20 protein-coding genes are annotated in these 16850 nt (G+C 40.3%); 5 read left to right on the top strand and 15 right to left on the bottom strand.

The genetic code is table 11. The features are described from left to right. Positions 1–117: 117 nt before the first annotated feature. Positions 118–549 carry a C6orf136 family protein gene (locus UYK_RS0108005; protein ID WP_009460286.1) on the bottom strand — a complete coding sequence of 144 codons (432 nt, stop codon included), beginning with the start codon at positions 547–549 and terminating at the stop codon, positions 118–120. A gap of 11 nt (positions 550–560) precedes the next feature. Next, a complete protein-coding gene (locus UYK_RS0108000) occupies positions 561–1715 on the bottom strand; it encodes a glycoside hydrolase family 10-like protein (protein WP_009460285.1) in 1155 nt (384 codons plus the stop codon). A gap of 567 nt (positions 1716–2282) precedes the next feature. Between UYK_RS0108000 and UYK_RS0107995 the strand changes: the two genes are divergently transcribed. Both UYK_RS0107995 and UYK_RS0107990 read left to right on the top strand, forming a co-directional pair. After that, on the top strand, positions 2283–3146 hold the full coding sequence (locus UYK_RS0107995) for an alpha/beta fold hydrolase (protein ID WP_026086401.1): 864 nt from the start codon (positions 2283–2285) through the stop codon (positions 3144–3146). 3 nt (positions 3147–3149) lie between these two features. Next, the gene (locus UYK_RS0107990) at positions 3150–3740 is read left to right on the top strand and encodes an Npun_F5749 family FMN-dependent PPOX-type flavoprotein (protein WP_009460282.1); all 591 of its coding nucleotides are present in this window, start codon (positions 3150–3152) and stop codon (positions 3738–3740) included. 58 nt (positions 3741–3798) lie between these two features. Here the strand turns inward: UYK_RS0107990 and UYK_RS0107985 are convergent, their stop codons facing one another. The 9 genes from UYK_RS0107985 to sodB form a co-directional block, all read right to left on the bottom strand. Further along, the gene (locus UYK_RS0107985; RefSeq protein WP_009460281.1) at positions 3799–4095 is read right to left on the bottom strand and encodes a methyl-accepting chemotaxis protein; all 297 of its coding nucleotides are present in this window, start codon (positions 4093–4095) and stop codon (positions 3799–3801) included. Between the two features lie 2 nt (positions 4096–4097). Next, a complete protein-coding gene (locus UYK_RS24110; RefSeq protein WP_016871221.1) occupies positions 4098–4355 on the bottom strand; it encodes a hypothetical protein in 258 nt (85 codons plus the stop codon). A gap of 450 nt (positions 4356–4805) precedes the next feature. Then, positions 4806–5573 (bottom strand): serine O-acetyltransferase, encoded by a 768-nt coding sequence (cysE, locus tag UYK_RS0107975; protein ID WP_009460279.1) that lies wholly within the window; start codon positions 5571–5573, stop codon positions 4806–4808. Positions 5574–5764: 191 nt separating this feature from the next. Further along, positions 5765–6253: a hypothetical protein gene (locus UYK_RS0107970; RefSeq protein WP_009460278.1), complete on the bottom strand. Its 489-nt coding sequence runs from the start codon at positions 6251–6253 to the stop codon at positions 5765–5767. A gap of 148 nt (positions 6254–6401) precedes the next feature. After that, on the bottom strand, positions 6402–6554 hold the full coding sequence (locus UYK_RS27180) for a hypothetical protein (protein ID WP_180962806.1): 153 nt from the start codon (positions 6552–6554) through the stop codon (positions 6402–6404). Positions 6555–6629: 75 nt separating this feature from the next. Further along, entirely contained in the window at positions 6630–7319 is a 690-nt protein-coding gene (locus tag UYK_RS0107965; RefSeq protein ID WP_009460277.1) for a PHP domain-containing protein, read from the bottom strand. Positions 7320–7817: 498 nt separating this feature from the next. Next, the gene (purM, locus tag UYK_RS0107960) at positions 7818–8846 is read right to left on the bottom strand and encodes a phosphoribosylformylglycinamidine cyclo-ligase (protein ID WP_009460276.1); all 1029 of its coding nucleotides are present in this window, start codon (positions 8844–8846) and stop codon (positions 7818–7820) included. Positions 8847–8990: 144 nt separating this feature from the next. Then, positions 8991–9197: a hypothetical protein gene (locus tag UYK_RS0107955; protein ID WP_009460275.1), complete on the bottom strand. Its 207-nt coding sequence runs from the start codon at positions 9195–9197 to the stop codon at positions 8991–8993. Positions 9198–9406: 209 nt separating this feature from the next. After that, positions 9407–10009, bottom strand: coding sequence for a superoxide dismutase [Fe] (gene sodB, locus UYK_RS0107950; protein WP_009460274.1), 603 nt, complete (start codon positions 10007–10009; stop codon positions 9407–9409). A gap of 684 nt (positions 10010–10693) precedes the next feature. Between sodB and UYK_RS27545 the strand changes: the two genes are divergently transcribed. After that, a complete protein-coding gene (locus tag UYK_RS27545; RefSeq protein ID WP_009460272.1) occupies positions 10694–10819 on the top strand; it encodes a hypothetical protein in 126 nt (41 codons plus the stop codon). Positions 10820–11002: 183 nt separating this feature from the next. After that, positions 11003–11497, top strand: a complete 495-nt coding sequence (locus tag UYK_RS0107935) for an ureidoglycolate lyase (protein ID WP_026086400.1) — start codon at positions 11003–11005, stop codon at positions 11495–11497. 249 nt (positions 11498–11746) lie between these two features. On the opposite strand, the gene UYK_RS0107925 is transcribed toward UYK_RS0107935, so the two are convergent. From UYK_RS0107925 to UYK_RS0107915, 3 genes are all read right to left on the bottom strand, one after another. After that, on the bottom strand, positions 11747–12430 hold the full coding sequence (locus UYK_RS0107925; protein ID WP_009460269.1) for a DevA family ABC transporter ATP-binding protein: 684 nt from the start codon (positions 12428–12430) through the stop codon (positions 11747–11749). 94 nt (positions 12431–12524) lie between these two features. Then, positions 12525–13706, bottom strand: coding sequence for an ABC transporter permease DevC (gene devC, locus UYK_RS0107920; RefSeq protein ID WP_009460268.1), 1182 nt, complete (start codon positions 13704–13706; stop codon positions 12525–12527). Between the two features lie 96 nt (positions 13707–13802). After that, positions 13803–15107, bottom strand: a complete 1305-nt coding sequence (locus UYK_RS0107915; RefSeq protein WP_009460267.1) for an ABC exporter membrane fusion protein — start codon at positions 15105–15107, stop codon at positions 13803–13805. 472 nt (positions 15108–15579) lie between these two features. Here UYK_RS0107915 and UYK_RS0107910 point away from each other — a divergent pair, with 472 nt between their 5' ends. Then, positions 15580–16203 carry a TetR/AcrR family transcriptional regulator gene (locus UYK_RS0107910; RefSeq protein WP_016871220.1) on the top strand — a complete coding sequence of 208 codons (624 nt, stop codon included), beginning with the start codon at positions 15580–15582 and terminating at the stop codon, positions 16201–16203. On the opposite strand, the gene UYK_RS0107905 is transcribed toward UYK_RS0107910, so the two are convergent. Continuing rightward, the gene (locus tag UYK_RS0107905) at positions 16163–16825 is read right to left on the bottom strand and encodes an HD domain-containing protein (protein ID WP_009460263.1); all 663 of its coding nucleotides are present in this window, start codon (positions 16823–16825) and stop codon (positions 16163–16165) included. The two genes, UYK_RS0107910 and UYK_RS0107905, sit on opposite strands and share 41 nt — an antisense overlap. Positions 16826–16850: the final 25 nt, after the last annotated feature.

The following is a 16850-nucleotide window of genomic DNA, read 5'->3' as shown; positions in this document are numbered from 1 at the left end:
CCTCCAATTATTTCGGATAGATACGCCATTTATACCTCTTGCCCCTAAAGACAGCCAGAGGTAATTTTTTGTTTCTTGAGTTTTTAAAGAAGCGCTAAAGCGCTGATTACGAACACATTATTTATGGGCTTTTCCCTTGCGAAAAAACTGCTGTAAAATTTCCCCAGGTTTTCGATCCCAAGTGTCGATATGTTCATATATCAAACCATCTTGGTTGAGTTTATAGGTAGAATATCCATTAAACAATATGTGTGCTTGCCAAGGAACACGTAATACACCACGCACAGTCCATGTTGCTGTGATGATATCTTCAGCTGACTGATAAACATCGTGTAAATCGAAATGAATATCTGTGAAAAATAAGCGGGCGTGAAAACGCAAAGTCCAAAAAATGATGCGATAATTTATTTTACCTTTAAATTTATTAACAGGGTCTTTAAAATATATATCTTGTGTATAAATATTGTAGGAAATATCCTTGACAAAAAGTGTGGGTAAATCGCGTTTAAGAGTTTCTATAACTTGAACAATTTGCGTTTTATAATCCACGCCTATAACCTCTAAAAAATAGTGTGAAAAAGTCTTATTAATCTTTGCCAAATAGAAGATAATCCTATTCGATTTTCACTTAATCTATTCAAATCCGCAACAGAGGGGAAAGTCGCTGCTTGAGCATAAGGGCCTCTTTGTAACACCTTCGCTAGAGCATTATTATTTTCTCGTAAACCTTCGTAGAAAAAGAATACTTCTCCTGAAATACCACAAGCACGATTAAACTCAATTGCCTGTACAAGTTCGTTACCACTGATTTGATAGGAACCAATTTTCATTAAAATTCCTGGCGCTAATCTTGCTAATTCTATACCTGCTAATTCCTTGTGAAGCAGCTGCTCAAGTGTACATCGATAACTAAAGATGTTACGACGATATATCTGTGGATGCAAAATATCTACTAACCCTCGTTCCAACCAAGTCCGCGAGTCTTGCAGATACTCTTGAAATCCCCAGCCAGGAATATTAGGAGCCATTGATACTATTAAATTGGGATTTATGGCTTTGACTGATTGATACAAACGGGCAAGAAATTCTGTGAGAATGTCAGCACGCCACTTTAACCACTGATAGTCTTTGTAATTTTGTGGGGGATGCTTACCAACCTGCTGGCGATAACGTTCTACAGTAATTTGATCATAACCGCCTTCACAAGGTAATGCGGGCAAGCGGTCATCACCTTGAATACCATCAACCTCGTAATTTCGCGCAACTTCTAGTATCAAACTCAACATAAAATTCTGAACTTCTGGGTTGAGAGAGTTCAACCACTCAAAGCCGTTCTTTTTGAGTAAATTACCCTTGCAATCACGGGCAGCCCATTCTGGTTTTTTTGCTAACAGTTGTCCCCCATTCATGTTGTAGGAACTAGCAAATCCGTATTCAAACCAAGGGATGACTTTTAAACCCACTCGATGCGCAACAGCAACTACTTCTGCTAGCGGATCACGTCCCAGAAATGATGGGTCTATTTCTATACCAAAAGTCTGTTGCATAACCTGACTAGGGTATAGCGTTGCTCCCTTACCCCAGACAACTGGAAAGACAACATTAAACCCTGTCTCGGCTAAAAAGTCCATTGCTGAAGCAATGCGTTCTTGAGAACGAAGAACCTCGCTATCGGTAGTAGTCAGCCAAACGCCTCGAGTTTCAATGATAGTCATCTTAGGGAATGGGGAATAGTGAACAGGGAATAGGTAACAAGGAATAGGCAATAAGCAAAGGAAAGGGGTTGTTCTTGTGAGGTTGTTTCATGCCTAGCGGTGAAACGAGTTCCATCGGGATCCTTTTGCGTCTGCCTTCTACTTAATTCGCTGCTAGATGGTGTATGAGTTGCTGTGTCATAGTTTTTGAATATATTCATAGCTATGTTTCTAGCAGGATATAGCTATGTTTTTTATCCATCTCAAGGAGAATTGCATATTTTTAAGTGGTTGATTTATTAGTTTAATATAGTTGCTGATAAAATCAGATTTTTGCTGTTTTAACGAACCGCCAAGATGCCAAGAGCGCTAAGGAAAGATAGATTTTAGTTTGCATTTTAAGATGTTTACTTAATCAAGAACATTATGTTACACTAGATGAAATATAGTTAGTTTTAAATTTAGTCGAGATATTATTATATTTAGACGATTTGATTGTTGTTTTGAGATTTTTAGTTGAAAAATTCACTATTGGTGAATTGAAATAATTAGTAATAACTGCAATTTAATAACTATTTTTTAGGAGTCATATCTGTGATAGAGACTAGCTGGAAGCACGATTATATTACTACTAATGGAATTAAGCTGCATTATGTCACTCAAGGAGAAGGAGCATTGATGTTGATGCTGCATGGCTTTCCTGAGTTTTGGTATTCGTGGCGGCATCAAATTCCAGAATTTGCCAAATATTTTAAAGTTGTGGCTGTAGATTTGCGTGGGTACAATGACAGCGAAAAACCTCAAGAGAAATCTGCCTATGTAATGGATGAATTTATGAAAGACATTCAGGGCTTAATTAAGGGATTAGAATACGAAAAGTGTATTTTGGTTGGTCATGATTGGGGTGGTGCGATCGCTTGGTGTTTTGCTTATGCTCATCCAGAAATGGTAGAGCGATTAATTATATTAAATATCCCTCATCCAGCTAAGTTTAGTGAAGGGTTACGTACACCCGGACAATTACTCAAAAGTTCTTACATGTTTTTATTCCAACTGCCCTGGCTACCAGAATTATTGATGCAATCGTTGGATTATCAACTACTTGAAAATGCTTTTAAAGGCATGGCTGTGAATAAAAATGCTTTTAGTCAAGCTGATATTGAAGCTTATAAAAATGCTGCTGCCAAACGCGGAGCATTGACAGCAATGTTGAATTATTACCGGAATATTTTTCAAGATAAAATGTTTAATAAAAGTTGGGGAATCTTAGAAGTTCCAACATTAATGATTTGGGGTGAAAAAGATACTGCATTGGGAAAAGAACTCACTTACGGTACAGAAGCTTATGTGAGAGATTTACAAATTAAATATATTCCCGATTGTAGCCACTGGGTACAGCAGGAACAACCAGAATTAGTAAATCAGTATATCCAGGATTATTTGGGGCTTTAAACTATGTCTATTGCTCCTTGGCGAAATGCGATCGCTCGCGCTCTTCATCGTAACCGTAGCCTTGTTTATGCTCGTTACTTACAACTGGCAACGGTAAGAAGTAATGGTCGTCCTGCTAATCGTACCGTGGTATTCCGTGGCTTTTTAGAAGATACCAATAAGCTCAAATTCATTACTGATGATCGTAGTGAAAAAGTTGACCAAATTCAACAACAACCTTGGGCGGAAGTTTGTTGGTATTTTCCTAGTACACGTGAACAATTCCGCATCAGTGGCTGCTTGACTCTGGTGGGATGGGATAATTTTGACCCAGTGTTACAACAATCCCGCACTACAACATGGCAAGAACTTAGTGATGCTGCACGCATACAGTTTGCTTGGCCTCATCCTGGTAAACCCAGGAGAATGGAAGAACAAAAAACCTTTATTCTTCCCCAACCTGATCCGATGCAGCCATTAGCAAATTTTTGTTTGTTGCTACTCGATCCGGTTAAGGTAGACCACTTAGAATTGCGTGGTGAACCGCAAAATCGCTGGCTTTATTGTTACGATGATCAACAAAAAGAGTGGTTCATCCAAGCTATCAATCCCTAGCGAAACTCTGCGTTCCTCTGGGTTTAAAAACTTTATACTCATTCTGGATGAAAATACACTAACGGGCAAAAAATAAATCCGTGGCTGCATTGGCAGACTGACGAGCAAGCGATCGCACTTCATCGGCTACAACGCCAAAACCACGTCCAAATTCTCCGGCGCGTGTGGCTTCTATCGATGCATTTAAAGCCAAAAGTTGGGTTTGGGTCGTAAAGTTGCTAATCAAGTTGACGACTCTGGAAATCTTCTGGGAAGATTCACAAAGGCGCAGCAGTCGCTGGTTGGTTTCCATGACTGTTTCTCGGATGTCTTCCATCTCATCAACGGTGCGATCAATGGCTGCATCCCCCGCCATCACTACTGTTCCCACTTCATAAATGATGAGTTACCAAAAATAACAGGATTGAATCTTGATTCAGATTGCTCTAAGTTCTGCATAGTTGCATTTTGATTTACGTCGTCTATTTGATATGCATCTAGTGAGTTGACATCCAGGGCTAAACTTTCTGAGTGCTCAGTAATTTCTTGGTTATCTTGGGTATTATTTTTCATGAGTTGCCTCATGAATCGTGCAATTGGAGAATTTACGTCTCTCTCTCCTGATGTTTTTTCCATAGAGGGCAATGAATAATGGCTTGGAGGTCTAAAACTGCATCGCCGCACCCTGGTAAAATTTCTTGGATCAGTGGCAAGAGATCAGGTGGAATTGACATACTCACCGACGTTGAACGTCGGTGAGTATGTCAACTATATGTCCATAATTTAATGTGATGCTAATTCCAAAAATGTTTGCAACAGATAACCCCACCCGCCTGACGCCACCCTCCTCGCTCTCGCTTAGGGTTGGGGAGGGGTCTGATACTATTCATGTGTTGCATTCTTTTTCCAAATTGGTATGAATTTGATAAATATTATCGAATTAAGCAAGATCCCCGACTTTTTTTAAAAGTCGGGGATTTGACAGCCTATGAAAATCAATATGGTTCAGTACTAGTTATGTTTTGCGTAAGTCCTGACTACTTTAAGTAGACTAATGGAATAATCTTTTCAACTACCAACAAAGTCTCAAATTCCAGCTCCATCCAGAAACTCTTGAATAGCCTTATCTCTGAGATTGCAAGACAGACCATCTTGTAATTTTTCACTTTCTTTATTAGCGGGCAATTGATTTACAAAAACAAGAGTTTTGGTGTCAGATTGATTCTGCTGTAGGCTTTGTATTTGTTGTTCTAACAATTCAATTCGGTCTACTAAAGCGCGAATTACTTCTGCTTCCGAGTCTGGTAAATTATTGTGTTCCAATGGAGCGACTCGCACACCAGAACGATAAATAATGCGACCGGGTATACCAACAACAGTGCAATTAGAAGGTACATCCCTCAAAACAACTGAGCCAGCACCAATACGAACATTATTACCAATTTGGATATTACCTAATACTTTTGCACCTGCACCAACTACAACATTTTCACCCAAAGTCGGGTGGCGTTTACCGCTTTCTTTACCAGTACCACCCAGAGTAACGCCTTGATAAATCAGCGCATAATCTCCCACAATCGCTGTTTCGCCAATTACTACCCCCATCCCATGATCAATAAATACACTTTTACCAATCACAGCACCGGGGTGAATTTCGATTCCGGTCAAAAACCGGGCAAAATGGGAGATCAAACGGGGAATAAAGGGGATACCAACATGATGCAGCCAATGAGCCAGCCGATGAAATAGCAAAGCTTGTAAACCAGGGTAGCAAAACAATACTTCCAACCAGTTACGGGCAGCTGGGTCACGTTCAAAAATAATGCGAAAATCAGCAAGGAGTGTAGACAGCACGCTCTATGTACCCTCTGTTTTGCCAAACAAGCTACACTCTATCTTAATATTTGTTGGTTGTTGTTTGTTAGTTGTTAGTAGTTAGTCGTTAGTGGTTAGTATTTATATTTGTTGGTTGTTGTTTGTTAGTTGTTAGTAGTTAGTCGTTAGTGGTTAGTATTTTTCCCTTTCCCCTTTCGCCACCCCGATCCCTACTCCTCAACAGAAAGTGTGTAGTTCTTTTTGACTTGAGAGTTAAAGGTTGCTACCCAAACTTTATAAGTTCCTGCTTTCCAGTCTTTGTCGTCAATACTGGCATCTTTACTGTTACCTGTATCATCACCACAGCGAATAGTGTTATTGTCTGGCCCTTGAATGAGTAGAGTGGTATCGTAACCGCCACTGTTGACGATTATTTTCAGGCGGGGAAAGTTTTCTTTCAAAATTAAGATGTGATCTGGAGTTGGATCGGCAAAGCCAATACAGGCATTTTTGTGGCGATCGCGATTGCTAATTGCTGATAGAGAATAAGAGCCACCTGTATAACCTGTTACTGTCCCTTCTGCTGCTTCAAAGTTGGGTGATAAAGTAATTTTACCAAAGTTAGATGTATTTGCTGATATAAGTGCGGGGGAAATAAATAACAGTATAGCTAAAATCCAACCCCCTCTTAAGAGAAGTCGGGGGCAACGTTTATCCATAGAAGCCCTCCAACGCAGAAATTATAGTTATATTGTATGCACAATGGTAGCAACAATCACCTTGTAGTCATTTCGGTGCTGTGCCACATTGGAAGGTGACACAAGGGATGGGGAGATTGGGAGAAAGCAATTAAAAATTCAAAATTCATTAGGAACAGAGTAGGGGTGTCAGTTCATATCTTGCACCAACTTTTCGTACCGCCAAGAAATAAATTTCTTGGCTCATAGCAAAAGTCAGATAAATCTGACTAGGAAAGTCTTTGAGTTCGTTTAAACAGACTTGTCGAGAATTTATTCTCACAACGGGATATAGGGTAAGTACAAAATGATGAATGCTGGAAATTTCAGAATTCAGAATTCACAATTTTTCCTGTGTTTACAATCGCTGTAATAGACTTAAACCATGAGTATCAGTACCACAGGTGTTATAGAGTCCGTATTCAGCAGCTAACTGTTGGATTTGTTGTGATTCTGTCATACTAGGTTGCCAAGGCTTTGGGTTGTTGTAGGCGTAGAAAGTTTCCACACCATTAATACCTAGTTCAGCAGCAGCAGGAATCAATTCTAAATGGGATTTTCTATAACGTGCTGGGTGAGCAAGTACAGCTAATCCACCTGCTTTTTGGATAGCAGTAATGACGTTAGCTGCTTGATATTCTTCACCTGTGGTAACTCTTCTTTGAATGTATGGCTTGATACTTGGATGTGTAGTATCAAAGGCATAAGCCAAAATATGAACTTCTATACCCAGGAGGTTGGCATTAATTTCTACACCACTCCACAGATGAGGAATACGTACACCTGGATTGCTCCATTGCCAATCTTCCAACCACTGTTTTGCTACTTGGTAGCCAGATATACTATGATGATCGGTAATGGCTAGCCCTTCTAAACCGATAGCGATCGCCTGTTCCATTAACCCACAAGGATGCAATTTCCCATCAGAGTAGACGGTGTGCATGTGAAAGTTGAAGCACTTCGGACAACTTTGAGCATTGATGTTTTGAAATACTTCTTCTAAGAATTCTCTAGAGGCAAAAGCAGTCCGAATAAAATTGACAGTCATAACCCCCTCTTTTTTGTCATGAGTGATAGTTAACACTCCAACACAACTATCTATAGCTCTGAAAATACCAACACTTCTATATAGTGCTAGCAGACTTTTTGTAAGCTTGGTTAGTAATATTTTTCAAAATGTTAAGACTACGTTAGCAAATTCAAACGCAGTCGGTCATGAGTATTTTCGATTGCCAACCTCAATAAAAGTAATAAATATTGCTCAAAATCTCAGTTTTTCCCACAAGAGTAGATATAGAAATAACGATTAAGATACTTATTGAGTCATCTCATGTCCACTCGAACATTCATATCATTGGTGATTGGTAATTGGTAATCTGATATCTTGCACGAGATTTTCACAGCGCCAATAAATTTATTTATTGGCTAATAGTTAAAGTCAGATAAATCTGACTAAGAAAGTCTTTGAGTTCGTTGAAACGGACTTGTGTTATTAGCCTTGGAATTTATTCATTGGCGGGATACTCAAATGTATTAATTTTGTCATTTACTCTGGTAAACCTAATAATTCACCGGAGCCAGTAATGACTTCACCAATCGTATAGGTTGCAATATTTTGTGACTCAAAATGATGTATTGCTTGTTGAGCTTGTTGCGGAGGTACAAGTAAGACAAAACCTATACCCATGTTAAAAGTGTTATACATCACTTGAGGACTGACTGAACCAATCTGGGCTAACCATTGAAATACAGGAGGAATAGACCAACCGTCAGGGTTAATTTTAATTGCTTGTCCTTGTCCTAAGCATCTAGGTAAATTTTCTGGTAAACCACCACCAGTAATATGAGCCATACCGTGAATTTCTAAACCCGCTTGGCGTGCAGCGAGAACAGGTTTGACATAGATGCGGGTAGGTGTAAGGAAAATTTCTCCTAAAGTTTTCCCACCAAGTAATTCTGGGCGCTGCTCCCAAGCCAACCCACGATCAGAGATAATCTTCCTAACCAAACTATAGCCATTACTATGGACACCTGCACTAGCGAGTGCGATCGCCACATCTCCTACTTGTACTTGCGAACCATCAAGTAGTTGGCTTTTTTCTACAACTCCCACACAAAAACCAGCCAAGTCATATTCACCTGTTTGGTAGAAACCAGGCATTTCTGCTGTTTCTCCCCCCAATAAAGCACAACCAGCTTGTTTACAACCAGAAGCTATACCCGCCACGACTTGGGTTAACTGCTCTTTCTCTAACTTACCAGTTGCCAGATAATCCAAAAAAAATAGTGGTTCCGCGCCAGATGTCAACACATCATTAACGCACATCGCTACCAAATCGACCCCAACGGTGTCATGGATGTTGAGAGTGTGAGCAATTTTAAGTTTTGTACCTACACCATCAGTACCAGAAACTAAAACTGGTTCCTGCAAACTAGTTGGTAACTGAAAGTAGCCACTAAAGCCTCCCAATCCACCCAACACTTCTGGTCTAAAAGTGCTATGAACCAAATTCCGAATCTGAGTTACAAAAGCTCGGCCAGCCTCAACATCAACTCCTGCCTCTTTATAATCCATTACTTACAACACCGTTATCAATGCCCCAACCACCTAGATTATCACGTTGGACGCCTTGTGTGATCACTAGTCATTAGTCCTTTGTTGTTTGTCATTTGTAATGAGTGCTAACTATTAATCAATGACCAATGACCAATGACTAAGTTAAAACACCTCATCTTCTCTACCACGCCACCATTCACCTAAATTCATTAAATCTTGGTGAATATCAGCCAATGTATCAGCGTATTCATTTTCTGAAAGTGCTTCGCGCAGTTCTTGCAGTTTCTTCAGTCGCAGTTGTACCATCAACCAGGGTTTGGCAATGCTGTCAGTTGCTTCCATGTACTGGGCTAAGTCTTTGCTATCCATGTCTTTTGTTTCTCAATTGTTGAATATATAAGTTGCTTTAATACAATGATGAATCAAAAACAGTCACGATTCCGATCGTGACTGTCTTAAGTTTTAGTGAACCAATTGATATTTCGGCAATTAATTAGTTATCAGTTGTCAGTTATAGTTTTTGACACTTTTAACTGATAACTGTAGCCTGCGGCAAGCCGCTACGTGTCTACACTGATTTAAGCCGTAGCGTATTGTTCAGCTACAAAGTCCCAGTTCACCAATTGATCCAAAAAGTTCTTGATAAATGCTGGACGAGCATTGCGAAAATCGATGTAGTAGGCATGTTCCCAAACATCTAGGGTTAAGAGTGCCTTCTTACCGTGAGCAAGAGGATTCTCAGCATTGGGTGTCTTCATCACCTTCAAGGTGCCACCATCATCGATTAACCAAGCCCAACCGCTACCGAATTGAGTCGCTGCGGCATTAGAAAACTCTTCTTTGAACTTATCAAAGCTACCAAAATCTTTTTCAATTTTGGTAGCTAAATCACCTGTAGGTGCGCCGCCACCTGCTGGCTTCAGACAGTTCCAGAAAAAGGTATGATTCCAAACTTGGGCAGCATTGTTAAAAACGCCTGTTTTGGAGGAATCTTTAAAAGAAAGCTGGATTACTTCTTCCAAGGACTTATCAGCAAGCTCTGTACCTTCAGTGAGTTTGTTGAGGTTATCTACATAAGCTTTGTGATGCTTACCATAGTGGTACTCGAAAGTTTCAGCTTTCATACCGTATGGCTCTAAAGCATCAAATGCAAAAGGAAGGGGGGGCTGTGTAAATGCCATTTTGTGAAATCCTCTCTTTACCGTTATCCAGTTTAGAGCTTCTGCTGAAGCTTCGGAAAATAAATAACTAAGTGTTCAGCTGCTTGTAACAGTTGTCAGTTATCTGTGAAGGACACATCTTCGCTTGGGTTTAAGTCCCTGACCAATTGGTCGAAAGCGTTGGTAGCGCTTATCTAAGCGTCACGATATGCCTGTTCATTAATAACTGTTCACTGTTTACTGATTTAGATTGCTGAAAACAGGCAATAAAACTTAATAACTCGATTCTACTAGCAAACGTGGTAATGGAAGCGTTAATCTCAGGTAACATAATGACGAAAATGCTACCAAAAAATTTGTATTTGGGTATTAATACTAAAACATCTATCGTAGGTTTGATTTTAAACCCAGAGCAAACATTAGCTAGCAAACTCAGCAGATGTGAATCTCGCTAGCAGAGAGCTTTGCTATGAAATGTATTAGTTATTCTTATGACTCAATAGTAAAATCCATAATGTCAATGTAATTATTTTTACTAGTATTTTTTAAGTACAAAGACATTTGAATCGATATATGTATATGCAACTCAGGAAAAGTAACTTGTTTTAATATCAAAAAAAAGAGCAGAGTTATAGACAGCGATCGCTATCAAAACTAAGTCATACTCGGGTTAAATCAACTTCATCATTAGCAGGAGTTGTAAACATGCAGCTAGCACTCCAACAATTAATTATTCCTCCTGGACATCAATTATTAATCAAAGATGTCTCTTGGCAAACATATAAACGCAAGGAGTACCTGAGCTATGGCATTGAAATGGTAAAAAACTAGAAATTAATCTACTTATTGATAATAAATATATTGAATCAGATACGAGTCTTATTTTTCCTAACTTGCCAATTAATGAAATAATTCCTGACTATTTAAACAGAAGTAAAACTTTTGGCAGAAATAGGACTATGAAAGAATTTAGAGCTTGGATTCGGAGACTTAAATAGTATTTTTATCATGGATATGAATACATCAAAAATAGTAAAACAATTACAAGCCCAATTGATAACACCAGAAAACTTTGCCCGTTATGGACAGGTAATTTTTCCTAGTCAAGATGGTAAAACCTTCGACACAGAAGATGCTCAATTAAAACTAGATCAAGGCACACCTCGTTTTTACATTATGCATTTGGAAGGTCGCGGACGGAAATTTCACAAAATCACTCGCCACCTCCAATGCACTCAATGTCTGGGTTCATTAGAAGGTAAAGACTGGTTAATTGCGGTTTGTCCTCCTAATAATGATATGAATGAACCAGATTTAGAAAACATTGCAGCTTTCCGTATTCCGGGGAATTGTTTTATCAAGTTAGAAGTGGGAACTTGGCACGCAGGGCCATATTTTGAGCATGAGAGTGTGGATTTTTACAATTTAGAATTGAGTGATACGAATGTAGTGGATCATTTCACTCATGATTTTTTGACGAGTCGACAGATAGAGTTTGAGATTGTTTAGGGATTTAAGTAAGTCAGCACATATGTAGAGACGCTTCAAACAGCGTGTCTCTAAAAATTGGGAAATTGGGAAGGGTACGTTATGGCTTTGCTATCACGCACCAGGTCTTCCACGCTTAACTTTGGCTGACCTGCTTTTTCCCTGTTCTCACTAGTTGCAACTTCAGGACTTCTACCATTTTCCCAAACGTCGTGATGCGTAAACATGCAACGCCAATCCTCTTTTTGGTTTACCCTCTAAATCTACAATTCATGCTGCCACAGGAGCATTTGCTAACCTGCCATCTTCCATATAAACAATGCGATCAGCTATGTCTAAAATCCGGTTGTCGTGAGTTACTAAAACAATAGTACAACCCTGCTCTTTGGCTAGCTTCTGCATTAGATTAACCACATCTCGACCAGATTTACTATCCAAGGCTGCTGTAGGTTCATCCGCAAGGACTATTTTCGGATGACTCACTAAAGCACGAGCGATCGCTACTCGTTGTTTTTGTCCTCCCGATAAATCATCGGGGTAATAATTCAGACGATTACCCAATCCTACCATCTCTAACATCTCGACGGCGCGAGTGTACATTGCTTTTGGGGAAAGTCCATTGTGCAGTTCTAAACCCATCTTGACGTTCTGCACAGCTGTCAAACTACCATGCAAATTATGCGCTTGGAAGATATAACCATTATTACGTCGCGCCAGCGTCAGTGCTTTGTCATTTGCACCGCACAGTTCTCTTCCCAACACCCGCAAACTCCCTTCTTGAGCAGAACGCAACCCACCAACTAAGGTTAGTAGGGTAGTTTTGCCAGAACCAGAAGGACCTGTCATGATCACAATTTCACCAGCGTTAATCTCTAAATTAATATCAAATAACGCTTGTTTGCGGAGTTGTCCTTTACCAAAGTAGTGATTCAGATTTTTAACAGAAATAACCATAATTGTTGGTGGTTGGTGGTTGATTGTTGGTTTTAGAGACGCGCCATGGCACGTCTGTACATTAGTTGGTTGTTTCTCCAAACAACAAATTAAGTTAAAACATATCTGCGGGGTCAGCAGCTAAGACTTTACGAGTAGCGATCGCCCCCGAAATCATACACATAATTATTGTCATAATTAATACTTGTACTGCTCTGGCTAAAGTCATGTATAGTGGCAAATTTGTCGCGCTCCGGGTGAGGGCATAAAGTCCTGTAGATATGGCAAATCCAGGTAAAAAACCGAACATTGCCATAATGATGGCTTCTTCAAATACCACACTCAACAAGTATCTATTTTGATAACCCATAGCTCTGAAGGTGGCGTATTCTTTCATATGGGCGTTGACGTCGGTAGACAGGACTTGATAAACGATAATCACCCCGACAATAAATCCCATTGATACACCCAAACTGAAGATAAAGCCGATCGCAGTGTTGGTTTGCCAGTAATGTTCCTCAAATTTGACAAATTCTTCTTTAGTTAAAACTTTGACGTCTTGCTCATTAGCTAGATGTTTTTGCAAAGCTGTCGCTACTTGTTGCGGGTCGTAGCCTGGTTGAACTTGAATTAATCCTAAATTAACGCTACCTGGTTCTCGTCTCGGAAATAACCGCAAAAAGTTCTGGTCGCTAGTAATTAAACTACCATCAGCGATGAAGGAAGCACCGATTTTAAATAACCCGCTGACGGTTATTGTCCGGCGTTCGATTTCAGTAGTGACGGTTTTACCTTGTTCAATTTGCGTGATCGCTTCTTGGTAGTCTCCCCTAGAACCACGATCAAATAAGACGGTATCTGGTAATTTAATTTTGTCTAGTTGGCTATTGACTTCTGGTAAATTAAATGCTGGTTTATCTGGATTGAAGCCGATCACCAAAACCATTGTCTCTTTGCGAGTTTGGGGATTCTTCCAAGAGACGGTGTTAATGTACATCGGTTCTGCTGACTTCACCCCTGGTACGTCCATTGTTTGGAATAGTCGCCGTCGGGTAAATGTTGATAAGTTGGCGATGTTACGCGCTTGGGGATTAATTAAGACAATGTCTGCTTCTAAGCTGCGATGTAATCTGGTATTACTGTTGTATAAGGCTGCTTGGAAGCCTGTTTGCATGAAAATTAACAGATCCGCGAAGGCAATGCCTGATAATGCTACTAGAAAACGACTTTTATGACGGTTGAGTTGCAGCCATCCTAAGGGTGTGCGTCGCTGTAATTGCTGAATAAATCCAATCATGATTGCTTTGCTTTAAGTCATTAATTAATATCGAACACCGATGCACACGGATGAACACGGATAACACGGATGGGTTTATCGAGGTGCATTTTTAGTTTATTGTTCGATGACTGCTTTGACTTGCAGGTTGGTAAATTTTGCTGCTTTCTGACTAGAGGCTTTGTCTAACTGGGCGTGGACTTCTACGACTCTGGCGTCGATATTGCTGGAGGGATCGCTGTTGATGACGTTTTGCCGTTGGATTTGCCAGCCTATTCTTTCTACGGTTGCGTACAATTGACCAGGGATGGAGTCACTCTCTAAGCGGACTTTTTGCCCGGGATGTACTTTACTGATATCACTTTGGTAAACTTCTATTACTGCATACATTTGGTTTGTTTGTCCTATTTCGGCAATGCCGTCATTAGATATTAATTCACCCGGACGGGTATATAGTTTGAAAACTTGACCGTCTTGGGGCGATCGCACGTAAGCTTGTTTTAAGTTGGCTTCTGCTCTTTTCATGGATGCGATCGCTTTGTTGACTTCCGCTTGGGCGGCTGCTATATCCACAGGACGAACTTCGGCGATGCGATTGAGGGTAGCTTTACCTGATTCGATTTGTTTTTCTCCAGATGCTTGAATGCGTGTCAGGTTTGCTCTTGCTTCTGCTAATTGTTCTTGTAACGATTCTTCTATGCGCTTGAGGTTGGCTTTGGCCTGTGCTAGTTGTTGTTGGGCTGTTTGCAAAGTCAGGCGTTTGCTATCCTGGGAGGATGCCGAAATCGCTCCCTGTTGATACAAACTTTGATGGCGTTGATATTCGGCTTGGGCATTATCTAGCTGTGCTTGCAACTGTGCAATTGTGGCTTTTTGGGCTTCGATTTGCGTGTTTTTTTCTGCTTCCAAACGGGCGATCGTGGCTTTTTGGGCTGTGATTTGGGTTTCTCTTTCTACTTGCAGGCGATCAATCTCTGCTGTCTGGGCTGCTATTTCACCTTGCTTTGCGCCTGCTTTAACTTGCTGTAGCTTTGCTTGGGCTACTTGTACTGCTTCTTTGGCTTCTTCCAACGCAGCTGCTAGGCGATCGCGACTATCTAAAATTGCCACTACTTGTCCTGCTTTGACTGTATCTCCCTCTTTCACCAACAGTTGTTCTACCCGACTTCCTTCTGAGGAAGCAGGTGCAGACAGTTTGATCACTTCTCCTTTTGGCTCCAGTCTACCCAAGGCTGTGACTGTTTTGACTTCTGGTAGTTGCACTAGCTGTTGTTGTGCTTTCTGTTGTTCAGCACTCCGAGACTGCTGAAGCGCGTAAACACTGATCCCACCCACAGTAAAAGTTACAACTGCTGCGATCGCAATTGACGGACGAAATATCGATTGTGGTAAGAAAGAACTCTCTTTGAAGTTTTGCAGCATAGTACCCTTGCTCAAAAACTAAACTGTTTAGTTTTATGATATAACTAAACTAAACCGAACAGTTTAGTTTGGCAAGCACTATAATGTAAATAAACTAAACTGTATCGTTTAGTTATATTCCTTGCAGTTTCTTGACAAACACGGCACGGCAAATATTTAGGGAAAAGTTAAGGGCTAACCTCTGGCTTCTCCAGAAATAATATTGTCGTGTGCGTGTTTCTCTCTTTGAGCATTACAATCTATAGACAAAAACTTATAGAAAAAATAAGGTACGAAGGGTTTAGGGTGTAAAGATATAAGGAAGAAAGAGTGTAAGGGTGTAGGGGAAGAGAAATCTTGCTTCTTGATTGTGAACTCTGTTCATAGTGTCTCTTACAGAAGTCAGGATGCACGTAACAGGAATGAAATTTTCCTTTAGACTACCCTTTACCCCTACCCCAATACTTCTGGTAGATAGCAGGAATCAGCAAAAATGATACGTGCAAAAACAAATGAAATGGAGCGTGAGAGTTCACCTGAGAAAGTAGAACAAATTCTCCAAGGAGCAATGCAGGAGTTTCTGGCGCATGGCTTTGCTGGTACAAGTATGGATAGGGTAGCAGCAGCAGCAGGTGTTTCTAAAGCTACTGTTTACAGCCACTTTGCAGATAAAGAGGGGCTATTTAAAGCATTAATCGAGCGACTAGCACGCAAGAAGTTTCAGTTGATATTTGGTAGCGAACCTTTGGAAGGCGAGCCACTGCAAGTTTTGCGCCAGGTAGGAACTAGAGCTTTAGAACAGATGAGTACTGACCAAGAACATTCTGCATTTATGCGCGTGTTAATTGGGGAATCTGGTCGCTTTCCAGAGTTAGCTCAAATTTGTGTCAATTCCATGATCAAACCAACCCTGGTGGCTCTCAAGAAATATTTAGCGTCTCATCCAGAACTGAAAATAAGAGATCCAGAGGCAATGGCGAGAATTTTACTTGGATCTTTAGTGCATTTCCATATTACGCAGGAAGTGCTGCATGGTGAAAATATTATACCAATGAAAGGCGATCGCATTATTGATACTATGATTGATTTGCTGGAGAAATCTGTTCGAGCCTCATAATTTCTGCTTGCAGGTTTTGGCGAGCAGATGATTCAAATTTATGAAACATCAAATTTGTTAAGTAAATGCGATCTCTGTGTAAAAACTGGTGCAAAACTTGCTTTCTTCCTGTAACATACTCTACATTTGGCATCCACAAATATTCTTGACGAATCGAAAGTGCATATTGATGGTAGCGTTGGGGATTGCTACCTAGAATTTCTAAATCTGCATCCAAGAACACCTGAGCATCAAAATCATCTGGTTCAACTTGATGATGCTTTGTGCCTAAAATTAGACTTGCGACTCTAGCAATAATACTGTGAGGAATTTGCAGCCAACTTAAAATTTCAACAGCATAGCTAGCGCTCTGTTGTTCATTATCTTGTGCCTGAGTATCATATACAACATCATGAAACCAGGCAGCAAATTGAATAGCAGGTAAATCTTGAGCCTGGTTTTGTAATGTCTTTATAGCAGAGAGTACATGGTAGATGTGTTCTAGGGTGTGATAATAGCGACCAGGAGTCGAATAAGCTGCAACTAGTTGCCAAAAGACGTCCTCAGCAGCAGTTTGTTCTACTGGAAAAGATTGGAGCAACTGCCACCACTTAGTAAGCAATTCATGATAAATTTTTCCCACTACTAGTAAAATTACGGTGAATTAT

Origin of the sequence: Fischerella thermalis PCC 7521 (assembly GCF_000317225.1) — a bacterium.
GTDB classification, from domain to species: Bacteria; Cyanobacteriota; Cyanobacteriia; order Cyanobacteriales; family Nostocaceae; genus Fischerella; species Fischerella thermalis.
This window is presented reverse-complemented; position numbering and strand designations above follow the sequence as displayed.